Source organism: Streptomyces sp. NPDC050806 (assembly GCF_055586425.1).
The window spans coordinates 523,440-543,442 of record NZ_JBVJIF010000002.1 but is presented as its reverse complement, the minus strand read 5'-3'; the positions used below and the strand labels follow the sequence as shown (position 1 = coordinate 543,442).

Here is a 20,003-nt window from a genome sequence, read left to right as displayed (position 1 = left end):
ACTCACGCCACACTGTCTATGTCCCATTTCGGATTAAATCCCCCGGTGCGCCCCGGGGTGCTTGCCGATCTTTTTCCTTGACAGCGCCAGATCGCGTACTTAGCGTTCCTCTGCGATTTGTTGCATCGGATTCAAGGCGGGGGCTATCCGAATGTCTGAAGACTCGGATTCAGAAAGTGCGATGGGACCGGCAACCGCCGAGCAGACGCGTTTCTTTCTACTGGACCAACAGGGCGGCCGACCGCCTCTCGTCCATCACATCCGCATCGACGGCCCGGTCGACCCGGCCCGTCTGACGGCTGCCGCACGGGCCGTCGCCGAGGCCCAGCCGGCGCTGCGGACCTCCCTGCACCCGACGGCCGACGGGCTGCTGCGGCGTCTGCACGCCGCCTCCGAGGTCGACATCACGGCCGACCCGGCCGGGGACGATGTGCTGCTGGCGCGGCGCCTGCACGAGGCCGGCGCCCCGTTCGTTCACGGACAGGGGCCGCTGTGCCGCATCCGCGTCGTCGTCACCGGCGAGCGCGTCCACTGCTTGGTGGCGGTGCACCACGCCGTGTTCGACGAGGAGTCGGCCGCTGTCCTGCTCCGGCTGCTCGCCGACGCCTACGGCAACATCGCCCTGCGGCAGGCCGATGACCGCAGGCCGGCGCCGGACGCCGGGCGCGTGGCGGACCTGGAGGCCTTCTGGTCCCGGGAGCTCGAAAGGTGCCCCGCGAACACCGCGCTGCCCCGGATCGAGTCGGCCGAGCCGCGGGGCCACGCGACTGTGACCCTCCCGGTTCCGGCGGAACTCACCGCCGCCCTGCACCGCCGTGCCCGGCAGTCCGGTGCCACCGCGTTCGCCCAACTGCTCGCCGCCACAGCCGTGGTGACCGCCTGGTACAGCGGCCGGGACGACGTCGTGCTCGCCACTGTCGCCACCACCCGGTCCAAGGACGACCAGGACGTCATCGGCTGCTTCCAGAACACCCTCCCGATCCGGCTCCGGCTGTCGGGCGCCGACACCGCGTCCGTGCTGGACCTCGCCGCCGACGCGCTCTTCGACGCACTGGACCACGGCGACCTGCCGGTCGAGGACATCCTGCGGGTCTGCCGGGTGGAGCGCAGCCCGGGGCGCAGACCACTCACCCAGATCATCTGCACGCAGACGACCGCGCCCGCACCGGTCACCGCACACGGCCTGCGCTGGCAGCTCGTACCGCCCTCCGTGGCAGCGGGCGAGTACCCGCTCGCCGTGTCCCTGCACCGCGCCCCGGACGGCGGGATGGGCGTAGGCGTCGAGTACGACCGCTCCGAACTGCCCGCGCGCGCCGCCGAGCTGTTCGCCGAGCACCTCGTGCGTGCCCTGGCCGCCTGCGTCGCCGAACCGCCCGTCCCCCTCACCGGCCTGCGGCTGGCCGGCACGGGTGACGTGCGGCCCCGCGCCCCGGAGGGCTCGGACGACACCCGTACGCGAGCCGGGGACACGGCCCGGCCCGCGCTGCCCGGACTCGTCGCCGAGCACGCCCGCCGAGCCCCCGGGGCGACCGCGCTCGTGTGCGGCGCCGAACAGCTCGGCTACGGCGAACTCGACAGCCGTGCGAGCAAGTTGGCGGCCGCCCTGATCGCGGCCGGCGTACGGCCCGGAGACCGGGTGGGCGTGCGGCTGCCGCGCACCCCGGATCTGCTGGTGGCGCTGCTCGCGGTCTGGCGGGCGGGCGCCGCCTACGTACCGCTCGATCCGGACTACCCGGCCGACCGCCTCCGGCTCATGGTCGAGGATGCCGCGCCGGCCGCCGTCATCGGCGCTCCGCTCCCGGGCGCGGCCCCCGACGCCACGGGCCCGGTGGTCCTCGCGCCCGACACGGCAGCCCCGGAACCCGCGCAGTGGCCCCGTGTCCGCCCCGAGGATCCCGCCTACGTCATCTATACGTCGGGGTCGACCGGCAGACCGAAGGGCGTGATCATCCGCCACGAGAACCTGGCCGCCCTCTTCGCCTCCCTGGACCGGGAGTTGACCGGTCCGGCCGCCGTCACCGTGGCCGCCACCAGCGTCTCCTTCGACATCAGCGCCCTGGAGCTGTTCTGGCCCCTCACGGCCGGCCGCACCGTGCTGCTGACCGACCACCGTGCGGTCGTCGAGCTGGAGATCCCCGAAGGGGCCCTCTACCAGTGCACTCCCACGGTCGCCCGCATCCTGGCCGACGACCCCGGCGGGCGGCGGGCCCTCGGGCGGCTCAGCACGCTCCTGGTGGGCGGCGAACCACTGCCCCGCGACCTCGCCGACCGGCTCACCGCGCTGGTCCCCGGCGGCGTGCTCAACTGTTACGGCCCGACCGAGACCACCGTCTGGTCGACGGTATGGCGGGTACAACCCCACACGCCGGTGCACATCGGCCACCCCCTGGCGGGCGAGGCATGCCGCGTCGCCGATCCGCACGGCCGGCCGTTGCCGCCGGGCGTGCCCGGACGGCTGCTGGTCTCCGGCGCGGGAGTGGGCTCCGGCTACTGGGGGCGGCCCGACCTCACCGCCGAGCGGTTCGGGGAGTACGACGGCCACGTCTGGTACGACACCGGTGATCTGGCGGTACTCGACCCCGACCACGGGCTGCGCTTCCTCGGCCGCACCGACAGCCAGGTGAAGATCCTCGGCCAGCGCGTCGAACTCTCCGAGATCGAGAGCGTGTTGCGTGCCCATCCCGCGGTCCGTGACGCCCTGGTCTCGGTGGCGTCCGACGGTGCCACGCTCACCGCTCTCCTCGTCCCCTCTGCCGGTGCCCCCAACCCCGCCGCCCCGTCGGCGGCACCGCCGGAGCTCGCCGCCGGCCTGCGGCGACACGCGTCCGCCGCGCTGACTCCGGCCATGGTGCCCGCCGCGTGGCTCTTCGTCGGTGAACTGCCGCAGCTGCCCAACGGCAAGCTGGACCGGACCACCGCGAGCGGCTGGTCGGCCCGGGCGCAGCCGTCGGTGCCCGGCCCGCCGGCCGGGGAGCCGACAGGAGGAGCACGCGACTCGGTCCGTCAGGCGTGGGAACGCGTCCTCGGCCGGCCGGTCGACGACCCGGAGGCCACGTTCTTCGACCTCGGCGGCACCTCCGCCGGGCTCCTGCGCGTGCTCGTTCTGCTGCGGGACCGGCACCCCGGCCTGACCGCCGCCGATCTCTTCCGGCACACCACGGTCAGCGGCCTGGCCCGGCTGCTCGACGCGCCACGGGTCACACCCGGCGGCGCGGAGAGCCCGGACGCCGGCACGGCCCCGCCCACCGCGCGGGGCGCCGCCCGGGCGAGGGCGCTGGGCCGATGGCGGCAGCAGCGCGAACGTTCCCCACAGCACCTCCGCGACAGAAGGGTCGATGACCAGTGAGCACGCACCCGGTGCCGGCCCCGCAGGCTGCCGCGCCGCACCCCGCCGTCGCCGCCACGCCGTATCAGCAACACCTTTACACCGAGTACGAACTGACAGATCATCAGCACCCTGACGCGCTGCGGCTGAGCGTCACCTTCGCCGGCACCACCGACGCCGGACGGCTGTGGTCCGCCCTGTCCGCGTGCGTGCGCCGCCACGATGCGCTGCGCACCCGTTTCGCCTTCGAGGGCACGGCCCTGGTGCAGTCGGTGCACGACGACGTACCCGAGTCGTGGGCGGGCCCCGACGTTCCCTTCGACCCCGAAGAGGGGCCCTTGCTGCGGGCCGCCGTGGAGCCCGACGGCCACGCCGGCCTTCGGCTGACGCTGACGGCGCACCCGATGGTCGCCGACGCACGGTCGCTGGACCTCCTGCTCGACGACCTCGTGACCGCCTGGCAGGCCCAGGAAGGACCGGAAGCCGCCGCACCGCTCCTCTCCCCCGTCCGGCAGTTCACCGAGTGGGCCGCGTCCGCGGCAACCGCGGGCGAACTCGCCGAACCGGCAACGGGTCCCGCCGAGCACCCGGCACCGCCGCGGCTGCCGGAGGCCGCTCACGGCCGCGCCTCCGGCCCGCACCGGCTGCGGCTGCCGGAGCAGGCCGTCACCGGGCTGCGCGGCCTGTGCGCGCAAGCCGGTGTCTCGCTCGACGACGGGCTGACGGCCCTGCTCGCCGTGCTGGTCTCCCGCTACGCGGACACCGACGACATCGTGCTCGCCGCGGCCCGCGACAGCCGGGGGGCCGCGTTCGTCTCCTCGGTCGGCCCGTTCACCTCGCCCCTGGCGGTCCACGCGGACCTGAGCGGGACCCCGGACTTCCGCACCGTGCTCGGACGCCTGCGGCACCTGCCCCGGCACGGCACCGGCACGGACGTCCCATGGCCGTCCCCCGGAACTCCGCCGCTCCCGGTCGCCTTCGCACCGCGCGCCGCGGTCACCGCCGTGCGGGAGCTGCCCGACGGGGTCACCGTCACCCGTCACGACACGCCCACGGAGCATCCCCACGCCCTGCGGCTGACCGTGGCACCGGACGGCGAGGCCTGCTTCGACGGCACCTGGCCGGACTGGCTGACCGAGCAGTTCGCCCGGGACTACGCCCGGCTCCTCACCGAGGTCGTACGCGACCCCGGCCGACCGGTGCACCTGCTCGCGGTACCCGAGGCCGGGGCCACCGCTCCCGCCCCGCGGGAGAGCAGCGAGGAAACCGTCCTCGACCGGTTCGCCCGCCACGCGGCCGGCCGGCCCGACAGCGTCGCGGTCCGGCACGGCCGCGACCAGCTCACGTACGCCGAGCTGGAGCGGCGTGCGAACCGGCTCGCCCGTCACCTGCGGGAGCTCGGCGTGGGCCCCGAAACGCTCGTCGGGTTGAGCGCCGAACGCTCCCTCGACCTGGTCGTGGCGATCCTGGGCATCCAGAAGGCCGGCGGGGCCTACGTACCGCTGGACCCCGCGTACCCGGATGCCCGGCTGTCGTTCATCGTGCGGGACACCGCGCTGACCCATGTGCTCGTCGACACGCGGCCGGGTGCCTGGCTGGACGGCTTCGCGGGCACTGTCGTCTCGCTGCGGGACGACGCGGCGGCCATCGCCGCGCACCCGGCCGAGGCACCGGAGCACCGGGTGCGGCCGGAGGACCTGGCGTACGTCATCCACACCTCCGGTTCCACGGGCGAGCCCAAGGGCGTCCTCATCGAGCACCGCAACGTGGCCCGGCTGTTCACCTCGACCGAGCACTGGTTCGGGTTCGGCCCCGACGACGTATGGACGCTGTTCCACTCGTACGCCTTCGACTTCTCGGTGTGGGAGCTCTGGGGCGCGCTGGCCCACGGCGGACGTCTCGTCGTCGTCCCCTACGAGACCAGCCGCGACCCCGGCGACTTCTTGCGGCTGCTGCGCTCCGAGGGCGTCACCGTGCTCAACCAGACCCCCTCGGCGTTCGCCGTGCTGATGCGTGCGGAGGCCCGCGCCGAGGCCGGCTCCCTGCCGGCGCTCCGCCATGTGGTCTTCGGCGGAGAAGCCCTCGAACCGCCCACGCTGCGCCCTTGGTTCGCCCGGCACCCCGACGGGGCGCGCCTGGTGAACATGTACGGCATCACCGAGACCACCGTGCACGTCACCTACCGGCCGATCACGCCGCGGGACGCCGAAGGTGACACCGGCAGCGTCATCGGTGCCGCCATCCCCGACCTCGCCCTGGATGTCCTGGACCACCGGGGCCGCCCCGCTCCTCGCGGCGTGGTCGGCGAGCTGTACGTGCGCGGTGCCGGTCTCGCCCGCGGCTATCTCGGGCGCCCTGAACTGGACGCTTCCCGATTCGTCACGCTGCCGGGCGGCCGCGCCTACCGCACCGGGGACCTGGTGCGCCGACTGCCCGGCGGGGAGCTGGAGTACTGCGGCCGGGCCGACGACCAGGTCAAGATCCGCGGCTTCCGGATCGAGCCGGGCGAGGTGGAGACGGCCCTCGTACGCCATCCGGACGTGCGGGAGGCCCTGGTGTCGTCCGCCGACGACGGGCAGGGCGGCGGCCCGCGCCTCGTGGCGCACGTCGTCTCCGAGAACGCCGCACTGGGCGCGGCCGAGCTGCGCGACCACCTCATGGACACGCTGCCCGCCCATATGATCCCGGCCGCGTTCGTAGTGCTCGACCACTTCCCCCTCACCGTCAACGGCAAGGTCGACCGGCATCGGCTGCCCTCTCCGTCCCGCTCCGACCGGGCCCCGCTGACCGCTTCCGCCAACCCGGCCGAGGAGATCCTCGTCCAGGTCTGGGGTGAGGTCCTCGGCCATGAGCGAGTGGGCACCGACGAGAACTACTTCCTGCTGGGCGGCGACTCGATCCGCACCATCGCCCTGCTCAGCCGGGCCCGGGAAAAGGGGCTGGACTTCCGGCTCCAGGACCTCCTGCGGTACCAGACGATCCGGGAACTGGCCCCGCACACCTCCCTCGTCACCCCCGGCTCCGGCAGTGCCACCTACCGGCCACTGTCGCTGCTCACCGCCGGGGACCGGGCCGCACTCCCCGCCGACGTCGAGGACGCGTTCCCGCTCTCCCAGCTCCAGGCGGGCATGCTCTATCACAGCGGGCTCGACGCGGCCGAGCGGATCTACCACAACGTCTGCGGGTACCACATCCGCGCCGCCTGGTCCGAGGATGCCTGGCGCACCGCCCTCGACTCGATGGTCGCCGACCACCAGATCCTGCGGGTCTCCTTCCACCTGGAGGGCTTCAGCGAGCCGCTCCAGCTGGTGCACCGCAGGGTGACGGCACCCCTCTCCTTCGAGGACCTGCGCCATCTCGACGGCGCGGCGCAACGTGCCGTCATGGACGAGCGGTTCACCGTCGAGAAGCAGCACCCGTTCGCCTGGGAGCAGGCCCCGCTGATCCGGTTCCACGTCCAGCGGCTGACCGACGACACCTTCCAGCTGTGGCTCACGGAGCACCATGTGATCCTCGACGGCTGGAGCGAACGCTCCCTGGTCACCGAGCTGTTCGACCGCTATCTGCGCTGCCTGCGCGGCAGCGGTGACGCCTTCCCCGAACCGCCCGCCGCCCGGTTCGGCGCCTTCGTCGCCGAGGAACGTGCCGCCGTGGCTGCCGAGGAACACCGCGCCTTCTGGACGGAACAGCTGGCCGACTGCCCGTTCTCGGCCCTGCCCCGCCTGCGGCCCGCCACGGGCCGGCCGGACATGCGCATCGTTCCGGTGGAGCTGCCGCAGGAGACGGCGTCGGCGCTGGCGGAGCGGGCCGAGCGGCTCGGGGTGCCGGTCCGCACCGTTCTGCTCGCCGCGCATCTGCGCGTCATGTCGCTGCTCGCGGGCAGCCCGGACGTCGTCACGGGCGTCGTCCACAACGGACGCACCGAGGAGCGCGACGGCGACCGGGTGCTCGGCATGTTCCTCAACACCCTGCCCTTCCGGGCCCGGTTGGCAGGGGGCACCTGGAACGAGCTGGTGAGCGACGTGCACCGCACGGATATCGCCGTGCAGCCGCACCGGCGCTTCCCCATGCCGGAGATCGGACGTGCCCTCGGCGGCCGGGAACTCTTCGAGAGCTTCTTCAACTTCACCCGCTTCCACGTCTACCGGTCGGTCCTGGAGCAGACGGCCGACCTGGAGGTGCTCGACGAGCGGCGGATCACCAACACCAGCATCCCGTTCGGCGCCGAGTTCTCCCAGGACCTCGCCTCGAACGCAGTGCGACTCCATCTGCGGTACGACGCCGACCGGTTCGACGCGGAGCAGGTAGCGGAGTTCAGCGGCTACTACCGGCGGGCACTGACCGCGCTGGCCGCCACTCCCGGGGAACGCTACGAGCACAGCACACTCCTCTCCGAGCGGGAGCTGCGGCGGCTCAACGGGTGGCACGGCGAGCGGGTCCCCCGGCGCGGTGACGGGAACTTCCCGTCGCTGTTCCAGGCCCGGGTCCTGGAGCGGCCGCACGCGCCGGCGGTCGTCAGCGGCCGCACCACACTCGGCTACGCGGAGCTGAACTCCCGCGCCAACCGGCTCGCACGGCAGCTCATCGCCCGTGGCGCCGGCCCCGGCCGCGTCGTCGCGGTGGCGCTGCCCCGCTCCGCCGACCTGATCGTGGCCCTGGTGGCGGTGCTCAAGACCGGTGCCGCCTACCTGCCCGTCGACCCCGAGTACCCGCAGGAGCGGATCGCCCTGCTGCTCACGGATTCCCGGCCGGCCCTCCTGGTGAGCATCACGGATACGGATGCCGCACTCCCCGCGTCCGACGTCCCGCGGCTGTTGCTGGACGACCCGGCCTTCGACGAGCCGGGCCCCGACGGCGACCTCACCGACGCCGAGCGGTCTCGCCCGCTGCGGCCCGCCGACGCGGCCTACCTCATCTACACCTCCGGCTCCACCGGCCGGCCCAAGGGCGTTGTCGTCTCCCACGCCAACATGGCCGATCTGATGGCCTGGACGGAGGGCTTCCTCGGCACGGACGGGCTGTCCCAGGTGCAGGCCACCACCTCGGTCAGTTTCGACATGTCCGTCTTCGAGATCTTCGGCCCGCTCGCCACCGGCGGCACCGTCCGCATCCACCGGGATCTGCTCGCCCTGGCCGAGGCCGAGACCCTGGCGTGCGGCCCGGTCGCCGCGCCCGCCCTGGTCAGCGGAGTGCCCTCCGTCTTCGCCGACCTGATCCGGCGCCTGGATCCGGCGGTGACGGCCGGCACCGTGGTACTGGCCGGCGAACGGCTCAGCGCGCCGGTGGCGAACGCGGTCGCAGCGGCGTTCCCCGGCGCCCGGATCGCCAACGTCTACGGCCCCAGCGAGGCCCCCGTCTACGCCACCGGCTGGCTGGGCACCGGCCCCTTCGAGCAGGCTCCCCCCGTGGGCCGCCCTTCCTGGAACACCCGCGCTTACGTACTGGACCAGGGGCTCTGCCCGGTTCCCGTGGGTGTCCCCGGCGAGCTCTACCTGGGCGGTACGGGACTTGCCACAGGCTATCTCGGGCGGCCCGCGCTCACCGCGCAGCGCTTCGTCGCCGACCCGTACGGCGAACCCGGGTCCCGGATGTACCGCACGGGTGACCTCGTGCGCTGGCTGCCGGACGGCAACCTGGAGTTCCTCGGGCGGCTCGACGACCAAGTCAAGATCCGCGGCTTCCGGATCGAACCGGGTGAGGTGGAGGCGGCCCTCGCAAGCCATCCGCAGATCGCCCAGGCGGCCGTCGTGGTCCGCGAGGACCGCCCCGGCGACCAGCGCCTGGTCGCCTACGTCCGCCTGGAACCCGGTGCCGCGTTCGACGGCCGGGCGCTGCGCCGGCATGCCGAACGCACCCTGCCGCGGCACATGGTGCCGGTGGTCGTACCGCTGGAGGCCTTCCCCCGCACCCCCAACGGCAAGCTGGACCGGCGCGCGCTGCCCGTGCCGGAACCCGCTGCCGCGACGGGTCACGAGGAGCGGCCGCCGCGCACTGCCCTGGAGAAGGAGCTGGCCACGCTCTTCGGCGAGGTCCTGGGTGCGGACGAGGCGGCCGGCCCGCTCGGCGCGCACGACAGCTTCTTCGAACTCGGCGGCCACTCTCTGCTCGCCTTCCGGCTGCTGGGGCTGCTCCGTACCCGGTTCGGGGCCCGGTTCGGCATCGACACGCTCTTCCGCACCCCGACCGTCGCCGGTCTCGCGGCACTCCTCGACGGTACGGCGGCACAGGCCCCACCGGACGGCGCACTGGACGTGCTGATCCCGCTGCGCCCGCACGGCAGCCGGGAACCGCTGTTCTGCTTCCACCCGGGCGTCGGCCTCAGCTGGGTCTACTCGGGTCTGCTCCGGCACCTGGACGCCGACCGCCCGGTCCACGGCCTCCAGTCACGCGGCCTGGAGGACCCCGCCGCCCTCGAACCGGACCTCGCCGCGATGGCGAGGGACCACGTGGCGCAGCTGCGTTCCGTCCAGCCTCACGGCCCCTACCACCTGCTGGGCTGGTCCATGGGGGGCATCGTGGCCCACGAGGCGGCCCGGCTGCTGCGTGCCGAGGGCGAGGAAGTGGCGCTGCTGGCAATGCTCGACTCCTACCCCCGGCGCCCGGACGCGCTCCCGGTGGACTACGACCAGCCCGAGGCCCTCGCGGAGGTACTGCACTCGCTGGGGCTCCGGCAGCCGGACGACGCGCCGCCGCTCGACGCGGCCGCGGCGCTGCGCGTGCTGGCGCGGCACGGCAGCCCGCTCGGCACCATGACGGCCGGCCAACTGGCCTCCGTGGCCAGAGTGTTCACCAACAATGTCAACGCGCAGCGGCGCCATGACTCGCGCCCCGTCGACGTGGACGTGCTGTTCTTTGAAGCGGTGCGCGACAAGGGGCCGGATCCTGAGCGGCCGGACCTCTGGGCGCCGTACACGAGCGGGCGGATCGAGAGCCACCCGATCGCCTGCCGGCACGGCGACATGCTCGCCCCCGGCCCGCTGGCCGACATCGCCGCCGTGCTCGCGCGGCATCTGTCCACCCCGCACCGCGCCACGTGAGCGGTCCTGCCGCCCTGCCCGAACTGTCAGGAGACGCTGTGAGAAACCCCTTCGACGACCCTGCCGACGCCGAGGACCGCTTCCTCGCGCTCGTCAACGACCGGCACGAATACACGCTGTGGCCCGCGACGGCCCGCGTTCCGGCGGGATGGTCGGTCGCGCACGGCCCGGCCGGCCGGGGGGACTGCCTGGAACTGATCGAACGGTCCTGGACCGACGGCCTCGTGGGGGCATCGCGTGAGCGGTGACCGCGCCGGCACCCTCGGGCGGCCCACGATCGCCTTCCGCACCATCGACCCGGCGCTGCACCCGGATCCGGACGCCTGCGACGCCTGGCGCGAGCTGCGCGCGGAGCGTCCGGTCGTCTGGTGCGAGAGCGACGACGGCGGACCGGGATTCTGGGCCGTCACCCGCTACCGCGACATCGCCGCGGTCTACCGGGACACCGCACGGCTCAGCTCCGAGCAGGGCAACATGCTCGGCACTCTGCTCTCCGGCGGGGACTCGGCGGGCGGCCGGATGCTGGTGGTGACCGACCCGCCCCGGCACACGGCCGTGCGCCGCATGCTGATGGGCGCGTTCTCGGCCCGGGCCATGGCGCCGGTCGAGGAGAGCGTCAGGGCCGCCACCCGGTCTCTGGTGGCGGCCCTGGTGGAGGCGGGCAGCGGCGACTTCGTCAGCGATGTGGCGGCTCAGATCCCACTCGTCGCGATCTGCGAACTGCTCGCCGTGCCGTCCGCTGACCGCGCCGAGATGCTCGAGATGACCATGGCCGCGCTGGGCGCGGACGGGTCCGAGGAATCCCGCGCGGAGGCCGCCGAGGCACAGCAGGAGATCCTGCTCTACTACGCCGGGCTGCTTCCCGGGCGCCGCAAGGCTCCCGGGGAGGACATCGTGAGCCTGCTCGCCACGCAGGAGGCCGAGGGCGCCCCGCTCAGCGACGCCGAGGCCCTGCTGAACTGCTACAACATCATCATCGGCGGTGACGAGACGACACGGCTGTCGTCGGCGGGCGCGGCCCTCGCTCTGATGGAGCATCCCGGGCAGTGGCAGCTGCTGCGCGAGGACGAGGGACTGCTCGACCCCGCTGTCGAGGAAGTACTGCGCTGGACGACCCCCGTGACGCACATCGGCCGTACCGCCACGGTGGACATCGAGCTGCGGGGCCGGCACATCGACGCGGGCAGCATCGTCACGCTGTGGAACATCTCGGCCAACCGGGACGAGGAGATCTTCGAGGACCCCTACCGCTTCGACATCTCCCGCACCCCCAACCGCCATCTGACGCTCGGACACGGCCCGCACTTCTGCCTGGGCGGCCCGCTGGCCAGGGTCGAACTGCGGGTCATGCTGGAGGAGCTGCGCCGTCAGGTCGGCGCGCTGGAGCCGGCCGGCCCGGTGGAGCGGGTCACCTCCAGCTTCCTGACGGGCGTGAGCCGGCTGCCGGTGCGATGTTCGGCACGTTCGTGACCGCCGCGGGCGGGCGGCACACCACGGTGCCGCCCGTCGGGGCGATCGGCAGCTCAGGCAGAGGCGCGTGGCGGCGTGTTCCGCGGGTCGCCCCCGCCGGCTTCCAGCAGCCCGGCCAGGCCCCGCACGGTCGGGTGCCGGTACAGGTCGGCCAGGGTGAAGCCGGGCACCAGCGTCATGACGCGCATGGCCTTCATGGAGTCGCCGCCGAGCGTGAAGAAGTCATCGTCCCGGCGCACCGAGGGGAGGCCCAGGACTTCCTGCCAGGCCTCGCAGAGACGCGACTCCCACGGGCCGCGGGGCCGGTCCTCGGCGTGCACGGCCGCCGTGGCCTGTCCGGCACGCCGGGACGGGAAGGCCGGTGGCAGGGCCTTTCGGTCCACTTTGCCATTGGGGCTCAGGGGCATGGCGGACAGCGTGAGCAGCGTGCCGGGGACCATGTGGGGCGGCAGCTTGCGCGCCAGGTGCTCGCGTACGTCATCGGCACGGAATCCCGCACCCTCGGCCGGCACGGCGTACCCGACGAGTACCGGGGCGCCGGCGGCATCGCTCTGGGCCGTCACCACGGCTTCCCTGACCGCCCGGTGACCGCGCATCACGGCCTCGATCTCGGTGAGTTCGACGCGCAGGCCGTGGATCTTCACTTGGAGGTCGACTCGTCCGACGAGCTCCATCAGCCCGTCGTCGCCGAACCTGGCCAGGTCTCCGGTGCGGTAGAGCCGCTCGCTGACGGGCCCGTGGGACCATCGCAGGAAGCGCTCGGCGGTCCGCGCGGGCTGGTCCAGGTACTCGCGTGCGAGCCCGGTGCCGGCCAGGAACAACTCCCCCGTGACACCCGGTGGTACGGGCCGCAGGGCGTCGTCGAGGATGTACGCGCGCTGGTTGGCCATCGGCCGTCCGTAGGGGATGCTCGTCCATTCCGGGTCGACGGCCTCGACCTCGAAAACGGTCGAGTAGATGGACGCTTCCGTGGCTCCGCCGAGCGAGATGAACCGGCATTCGGGTGCGCGGGCGCGCATCCGGTCCGGCAGCTGCAGCGGGATCCAGTCACCGGCGAGCATGACCAGCCTGAGATCGCTCAGCGGCCGGGGCCGGCGGTGGTCCGGCCGCACGGTGGCACCCGGCCGGCCGGGCGGGGTCGCCGCTGCCGCGGGTTCCTGCCCGGGTGCGGGCTGCTCGGCGTGCGCGAGGTGTTCCAGGACCAGTTCCAGCAGCGCCGGCGCGGTGTTCCAGAGGGTCACCCGATGCCGGGCCGACAGCTCGGCCCAGTGCGCGGGGTCCCTGGTGCGGCCCGCCGCGGGCAGCACCAGGGTGCCGCCGGCCGCGGGGACACCGAGGAATTCGTACACGGACATGTCGAAGCTCGGCGACGACAGGCCGAGGACGCTGTCGCCCGGCCCGACGCCGAAGCGGTCGTTGAGGTCCGCGATGTTGTTCATCACTCCGCGATGACACAGCGCGATGGGCTTGGGCTCGCCGGTGGAACCGGACGTGTGCATCACGTAGCAGAGGTGATCCGGCCCGGCCAGGGGCGGCAGATCGTGGTCGGGCTCCGCGGCCAGTTCGTCGGCCTCGCGGTCCAGGACGATCAGGTGGGGGGTCACACTCGGCGGCAGGCCGTCGGCCACGTCGCTGCGGCTGATCACCGCCATGCACGAGGCGCCCTCGACCATGGTGGTCACGCGGGCCTGCGGGTAGCCGGGGTCGAGCGGCACATAGGCGCCGCCCGCCTTCAGCACGCCCAGGATGGCGACCAGCAGCTCCGGCGACTGGTCGAGGTAGAGACCCACGCGTCGGTCGGCGCCGACCCCGAGGCGTCGCAGTCGTTGGGCCAGCCGGTTGGCGGCGGCGTTGACCTGCCGGTATGTCAGCGTGGCGTGGTCCTGCACCACGACGACCGCGTCCGGAGTGCGCACGGCCTGCTCCTCGAACGCCTCGTGCAGGCAGGAGCGCGCATGCGGCAGATCGGCAGCCGTGGCGTTCCATTCGACGAGGATCCGGCGCAGTTCGTCCTCGTCGAGGAAGTCCAGTTCTGCCAGCGGCAGCTGGGGCCGGCCGAGCCCCGCGTCCAGCAGGGTGTGGAAGTGGTGAAGCAGCCGCTGCGCCCTGTCGGCACCCAAGGTCCGCTCGTCGTAGTGCAGTTCCACCGGCCGGGGGCCGTCCTCGGCCGCGGGCAGCACGAGCAGCGCCTCGCAGGAGAGATCCTCCTCGGCCGCCGTACCGGTACGGACGGCGATGGGCAGGGCCCCGGCCGCCGTCTCGCCCTCGCCCGCATCGGCGTCGACGCCGGCGTCGGCCACCAGCTCGCGGAAAGAGGTCCCACCGGTGATCAGCAGCCGCAGTGCGGCGTGGCCGGCGCCGCCCACCCGGAAACCGACGTGATTCCGCCCGGTGTACCGGTACAGCAGCGCGGCGAAGGCGGCGAAGGCCGCTCGTTCCCGGGTGGTGTCACAAGCCTTTGCCAGCGTGTCGAGAGCGCCGTCGTGCAAGGCGGGGACATTGCGGCTCACCATTCCCGTGCACCGCGGACCGTCGCCGCCGAGCAACCGGCCGCCCGGAATCCGAACACCATAGGAAGTCAAATCCCCGCCCTCCGTCCCGGGGCTCCGGGCGATGTATTCCCGCGCTCGGCTCCCCGCTCTCCACCCGTTACTGATGCATCGCCAAATACTCTGCGGCAAGCATCGGTTGGCGACGTTATCGATCACCCTCGACCGTGGCAACGTGACGAGCGTCACAGCAATTTTCGAGGGGCCGGAGCACAACCTGATTCGATGTCTTTCGGGACCTCGACAACACAGTGGGACAATCCCGACCGGCAGGAAGGCCGCACCATGAACTCCCTCGCACTGGCTGCGCAGTCGAAGCTCGATTTCCTGGACCTCCGCGAGTTGTCACAACGCGACGGGGAGAAATGGGCCCACGCCGGTCCGGATGTACTGGCGTCATGGGTGGCGGACATGGACTTTCCCACCGCACCCGCGATCCGCGAGGCGGTGGCGCGCCGCGCGGCGGGGGACCTCGGCTATCCGATGTGGTTCGACGAATCGGACGGCGGTCCGCTCGGCGAAGTGTTCGCCGAGCGGACCTGGCGACGGTACGGGCACGCCCCCGACCCGACGCACGTGCGGCTGTTCACCGACGTCAATCAGGCGCTGCTGGCCACGCTCCAACTGGCCACGTCCCCCGGTGACTCCGTACTGCTGCACACCCCGGCCTGCCCGCCGTTCGTCGAGATCGTGGAGCGGCTCGGACGCACCCCCCTGACAGTGCCCATCGAGGACCACGGCGCCGGCTGGGAGTTCGACCCCGGACGCATGGAGAGTGCCGCGGCCGCCGCGGGCCCCGGGCGGTGCCGCGCCTTGTTCCTGGTGAACCCGCACAACCCCACGGGCAGGGTGTTTCGCCGCACGGAACTGGAGTCGCTGGCGGAGCTGGCGCTCCGGCACGATCTACTGGTGATCTCGGACGAGGTGCACGCGGATCTGACGCACGCCCCCCACCAGCACATTCCCTTCGCCTCTCTCGGCCCCGAGGTGGCCGCTCGCACCGTCACCCTGACGTCGGGCAGCAAGGCGTTCAACCTGGCCGGGGTCCGCTGCGCGGTGGCGCACATCGGACCCGAGGCAGTGCGCGAGGCCCTCGATTCCTGGCAGGGAATGCTCTTCGGCCAGGTGGGAGTCCTGGCGGTGGAGGCACTCAAGGCCGCCTGGACTTCGGGCGACGCCTGGCTGGCGGAGGTCAAGTCCCTGCTCGACCTCAACCGCCGTCGAGTGGCCGAACACCTCCCGGACGGGCTGTCCTACCGGATTCCGGAGGCCGGCTTTCTCGCCTGGCTCGACTGCCGCGGTGTGGAAGTGGGCGACGATCCCATGCCATTCTTCCGCGACCGGGCCAAGGTGCTGCTGTTCTCCGGCCCGGCCTTCGGGACCGATGGAAATGGCTTCGTGCGCCTCAATTTCGGCACCTCTCCGAGTGTGCTCGATGAAACTCTGACTCGTATGCGTGCCGCGGTCGCACACAAGTCGAAGTGACTGTCTCCTTTGTCCTATTGACTTGCTCTGGGAACCGCCCAGTAAGGTAATAATCAAGATCACGGGGGCATTTACAGAATTCTCTCCCGGTCGGTCACCGACGCAGCGGAAACGGCCTGCAATGCATTCCGTACCGACGCCGCGTATCCGATTTCAGGCTGCCCCTCTTTCATGGCAGCCGCACGGGCCGGAGGGCTCAATACCATGCACACTATCGAAAGTGCACAATCAACGAACGGCACCATACGCGTACACCGCCCGGAAGACGGGGCGGACCTGACCGCATTCCGGCTGCTGCGCCGCTCACGCCGGGAGAAGCTGCGCGAGGACCTGACACGGGGACACACGGCACACCGCTACTTCCCGGTGCTGTCGGTCCTGGCGCCCGTCATGACCCAGGCCGAGGGTGAAATCACCTACCCAGGTGATCCGATGTGCCTCTACACGGCACTTTCCGTCGCGGTCCGCCGGGCCGTCGACGACGCCGGGCCACTGGAGAAGGCCACGCACTACAACGACTTCGCACCCCAGTGGACCCGGTTTCCGTCCAAGGAATACCGGCTGGCCGCCGGCGCGGACGGCTACCGGCCCTACGGTGACGACCCCAACACCGACCAGACGGTGTTCGACCCCCGGGTCTGGGACGATGCCGCCAAGGAGCGGTGGGTCCGGCTGGTACGCGAAGTGCGTCCCCGTGCCGTCCTGATCAGCGCGGTCTCCCCCGCGCACCGCTACGCGCTGGAGATCGCCTCGCTGGTCAAGGCAGAGGCCCCTGACACCTTCGTCATCCTCGGCGGCAGGCATGCGGACGAGACCATCACGTGCACCCCGGACGGCCAGGCGCTCATCCTCAAACCGAGCAGCCCGCTGTCCGTCATCCGCGAGGGCAAGGCACCCCGGGTCATCGACGCCGTGGTGACCGGCGAGGCCCACCATGCGGTGGACCTGCTCATGCGGGCCGTTGCCCTCGCCATCGACCTCGACCGCCACCGGGTGAACCGCGAGCACGTCCTCGGGCACCTGCAAGCGCTGCTCGCGGAGGAAGGCCCGGGGCCCGGCCAGGCCCTGGCCGTCCTCGTCTCCGACGACGGCTTCGACGCCGTTCCGCTGCGCGGCCGCACACTCGACCTGGCCGAACTCCCCTCGCCCTACGAGGCGTTCGCCATCCGCTCACACTTCCCGATCTTCACAGCGCCGACGACCGGCAGGGTGCTGCGCACCGCTCACTTCATGGTGTCCAACGCATGCCCCTACCGCTGCAACTTCTGCTCGGAGTCGGTACAGGTGGCGGGCGTCCTGAAGCGCTTCAAACGTGACCCCATCAGCACAGCGGCCGAGAGGGTCTGCGAGTACGTCCACTACGGCGCCGAATCACTGTTCTTTGACGACTCCGTGTTCTGGAGCGGGCGCTACCGGGACATCGCCGAATTCTGCGACCTGCTGGCCGAGTTGCGCACCACGGACGGCGCCCGGATCGCTCCGCGCTTCGGCGCCCGGCCGGCCGGCCCCGACGACCTCGACCGGCTGCGCCGGCTCCAGTGGGGCGCGCAGCTCACCGTGGACACCCTCGTGGCGCTGCACACGCCCGAGCAGTCCGCCGAGATCCTGCGGAAGATGAAGGCCGCCGGCTGCACCTACGTCTACATGGGCATCGAGAGCATGTCGACCCAGGTCATGGACAACATCCACAAGAACCTGCGGCGGGACGAGACGCGGCCGTGGAAGGCGAAGGTCAGGGAAGCGGCCCGACTGGTGAAGGAGCAAGGGCTGGAACTGGGCACTTCGGTGCTCTTCGGCCTGGACGGCGAGACGCGCGAGAGCATCGACGAGACCATCCACGAGGTGGGGCGCCTCGTGGACGACGGACTGATCGACCTTGCCAGCCCCAACATCCTCACGTACCACCCCGCCACTCCGGTCACCGTCAAACACGGTATGCAGGACCGTCTCGACTATCACTCGCCCCTCATCGACAACCGCAAGCCGTACATCTACTTCGAGGAGGCCTTCCCCGGGGTGGTCTCCGTCCTGCTCTCCGAGGACGACATCTGGCACATCCACAACGAGACACGCGTCCACTGGGGAACCGTCCGCAACGACACGTCCCCGACGCAAGCGATCTCGTGATGCCCTGCGCCTGACCGGCATCCGGGTCGCGGTCAGGCGCCTGAGGCAGCTCCGCTCATTTCGACCCGGCTGCCGTGCGCAGGGTGGGCGCAGCCGCAAAGCTGCGCCCACCCTGCCGTTCGTACGCGATCCCGCATGACGGCCATCGGGACCGGCAAGAGGCCGGCCCGCCTGTCGGGGTGCCGGGGGCGTCGGCGATGACGTGGACGTACCCGCTTCGGCGCGGGTCGGCAGGAAGCCCGTACCCCCCTATTTGTGACCTTCCCCTTCATAAAGCCCCTGTGCTGGTCGGACACCTCGCACCGCGAAAACGTGACCCACATCACGTTACCGGCGGTATCTGAAACAGCGTGTCGCAGGTAAATTGCGGGGACGCAACAGCTGTGGAACCACGCGTGAACAATCGTCAGCGTCCCGAGCGGCGGCGGCCCCGCATCTGCATCGACCAGGGCCCCGCGAGCGAGAGTGAGGACCTCCGCACATGGAGCAGCAGCACGTCGACGTCCTGGTCATCGGCGCCGGCATATCCGGCATCAGCGCCGCGTCCCACGTCCTGCGCGACGAGCCCGGCGCGTCGCTCGTCGTGCTCGAGCGTCGCGCCCGGGTCGGCGGCACCTGGGACCTCTTCCAGTACCCCGGGATCCGCTCCGACTCCGACATGCCCACCTTCGGCTTCGGCTTCCGCCCCTGGCGCGACGCGCGGATCCTCGCCGACGGCGCGCAGATACGGCAGTACGTCGAGGACGCGGCGGCCGACCGCGGCGTGCTGGAACGCATCCGCTTCGGCCGCCGCGCGATCAGCGCCGACTTCTCCCGCGGCACCGGCCGGTGGGACGTGGTGGTCGAGGACGAGGCCACCGGCGAGCGCGAGTCGTACAGCGCGGGCTATCTCATCGGCGCGACCGGCTACTACGACTACGACCGGCCCTACCGCCCGCAGTTCCCCGGCGAGGAGGACTTCCAGGGCACCCTGGTCCACCCGCAGCACTGGCCGGAGGACCTCGACCACAAGAACAAGCGCGTGGTCGTCATCGGCTCCGGCGCCACCGCCATCACCCTGCTGCCCGCGATGGCCGACGAGGCCGCGAGCGTCACCATGCTGCAGCGCTCGCCCACCTACGTCCTCACCCTGCCCAAGGTCGACCCGCTCACCTCCGTACTGCAGAAGGTGCACGCCCCGGCCCGGCTCACGTACAAGGTCGTCCGGGCCCGCAACATCGCGCTGCAGCGCGGGAGTTACGCCTTCTGCCGCCGGTACCCGCGGCTGGCACGCAAGGCGCTGCTCGGCCTCGTACGGGCGCAGGCCGGCAAGGGCGTCGACATGCGCCACTTCAGCCCGCACTACAACCCCTGGGACCAGCGCCTCTGCGTGGTCCCCGGCGGCGACCTGTTCAAGGTGCTCAAGAGCGGCAAGGCGGCCATCGCCACCGACCACATCGACACCTTCACCGCCGACGGCATCCGCCTGAAGTCCGGCGAGGAGCTGAAGGCCGACATCGTCGTCACCGCCACCGGCCTGAGCGTCCGCCTCATGGGCGGCATGGAACTCTCCGTCGACGGCCGCCCCGTGGACGTCAAGAACCGCGTCCTCTACAAGGCCGTCATGCTGGAGGGCGTCCCCAACATGTCGCTCGTCATCGGCTACACCAACGCCTCCTGGACCCTCAAGGCGGACCTCGCGGCCGGCTACACGGCCCGCCTGCTGGCCCATATGCGCCGCAACGGCCACGACATCGCCACCCCGGTGGCCTCCGACGGCGACCGCTCCGAGTTCTCCGTCATGGGCGAGGCGCTGACGTCCGGCTACATCGCCCGGGCCAACGAGGTCATGCCGCGCCAGGGCACCCGAGACCCGTGGCGGCTGTGGAACAACTACTACCGCGACCGCGCCATGCTCCAGGACGCCCCCATCGAGGACGGGCCGCTGCGCTTCGAGAAGGCGGCCGGAACGGCCGCGGCGGCCGGGACGCCGGAAACGACCCGCGCGGCCTGACGGCCCGGCCCGGTGTG

General features: G+C 71.9%; 8 protein-coding genes. 7 read left to right on the top strand and 1 reads right to left on the bottom strand.

The window, feature by feature from the left end; genetic code table 11:
* The first annotated feature begins 181 nt into the window (after positions 1 to 181).
* Genes ACZ6WH_RS07865 through ACZ6WH_RS07850 form a run of 4 tightly spaced genes read left to right on the top strand, consistent with a single transcriptional unit; the run spans position 182 to position 11,832 of the window.
* On the top strand, positions 182 to 3,346 hold the full coding sequence (locus tag ACZ6WH_RS07865) for a non-ribosomal peptide synthetase (protein WP_469726800.1): 3,165 nt from the start codon (positions 182 to 184) through the stop codon (positions 3,344 to 3,346).
* Positions 3,343 to 10,362: an amino acid adenylation domain-containing protein gene (locus ACZ6WH_RS07860; protein WP_469726799.1), complete on the top strand. Its 7,020-nt coding sequence runs from the start codon at positions 3,343 to 3,345 to the stop codon at positions 10,360 to 10,362. Before ACZ6WH_RS07865 ends, ACZ6WH_RS07860 begins: the two co-directional genes overlap by 4 nt.
* Positions 10,363 to 10,400: 38 nt before the next feature.
* The gene (locus ACZ6WH_RS07855) at positions 10,401 to 10,610 is read left to right on the top strand and encodes an MbtH family protein (RefSeq protein WP_469726798.1); all 210 of its coding nucleotides are present in this window, start codon (positions 10,401 to 10,403) and stop codon (positions 10,608 to 10,610) included.
* Complete coding sequence (locus ACZ6WH_RS07850; protein ID WP_469726797.1) at positions 10,600 to 11,832, top strand: cytochrome P450; 1,233 nt, start codon at positions 10,600 to 10,602, stop codon at positions 11,830 to 11,832. Before ACZ6WH_RS07855 ends, ACZ6WH_RS07850 begins: the two co-directional genes overlap by 11 nt.
* Before the next feature lie 53 nt (positions 11,833 to 11,885).
* Here ACZ6WH_RS07850 and ACZ6WH_RS07845 read toward each other — a convergent pair whose 3' ends face one another.
* Positions 11,886 to 14,321: a non-ribosomal peptide synthetase gene (locus tag ACZ6WH_RS07845; RefSeq protein ID WP_469726796.1), complete on the bottom strand. Its 2,436-nt coding sequence runs from the start codon at positions 14,319 to 14,321 to the stop codon at positions 11,886 to 11,888.
* A gap of 345 nt (positions 14,322 to 14,666) precedes the next feature.
* On the opposite strand from ACZ6WH_RS07845, the gene ACZ6WH_RS07840 reads away from it, so the two are divergent.
* The 3 genes from ACZ6WH_RS07840 (at position 14,667) to ACZ6WH_RS07830 (ending at position 19,986) form a co-directional block, all read left to right on the top strand.
* Positions 14,667 to 15,866, top strand: a complete 1,200-nt coding sequence (locus tag ACZ6WH_RS07840) for a MalY/PatB family protein (protein ID WP_469726794.1) — start codon at positions 14,667 to 14,669, stop codon at positions 15,864 to 15,866.
* A 204-nt stretch (positions 15,867 to 16,070) separates the two neighbouring features.
* Positions 16,071 to 17,993, top strand: coding sequence for a B12-binding domain-containing radical SAM protein (locus ACZ6WH_RS07835; RefSeq protein WP_469726793.1), 1,923 nt, complete (start codon positions 16,071 to 16,073; stop codon positions 17,991 to 17,993).
* Positions 17,994 to 18,474: 481 nt separating this feature from the next.
* A complete protein-coding gene (locus tag ACZ6WH_RS07830; RefSeq protein WP_469726791.1) occupies positions 18,475 to 19,986 on the top strand; it encodes a flavin-containing monooxygenase in 1,512 nt (503 codons plus the stop codon).
* The last annotated feature ends 17 nt before the right edge of the window (positions 19,987 to 20,003 follow it).

Excerpts from the sequence above, each read along its gene's own strand:
- ACZ6WH_RS07865 (WP_469726800.1), top strand. The coding sequence starts at position 182 with ATGGGACCGGCAACCGCCGAGCAGACGCGTTTCTTTCTACTGGACCAA.
- ACZ6WH_RS07840 (WP_469726794.1), top strand. The coding sequence starts at position 14,667 with ATGAACTCCCTCGCACTGGCTGCGCAGTCGAAGCTCGATTTCCTGGAC.
- ACZ6WH_RS07835 (WP_469726793.1), top strand. The coding sequence starts at position 16,071 with ATGCACACTATCGAAAGTGCACAATCAACGAACGGCACCATACGCGTA.
- ACZ6WH_RS07830 (WP_469726791.1), top strand. The coding sequence starts at position 18,475 with ATGGAGCAGCAGCACGTCGACGTCCTGGTCATCGGCGCCGGCATATCC.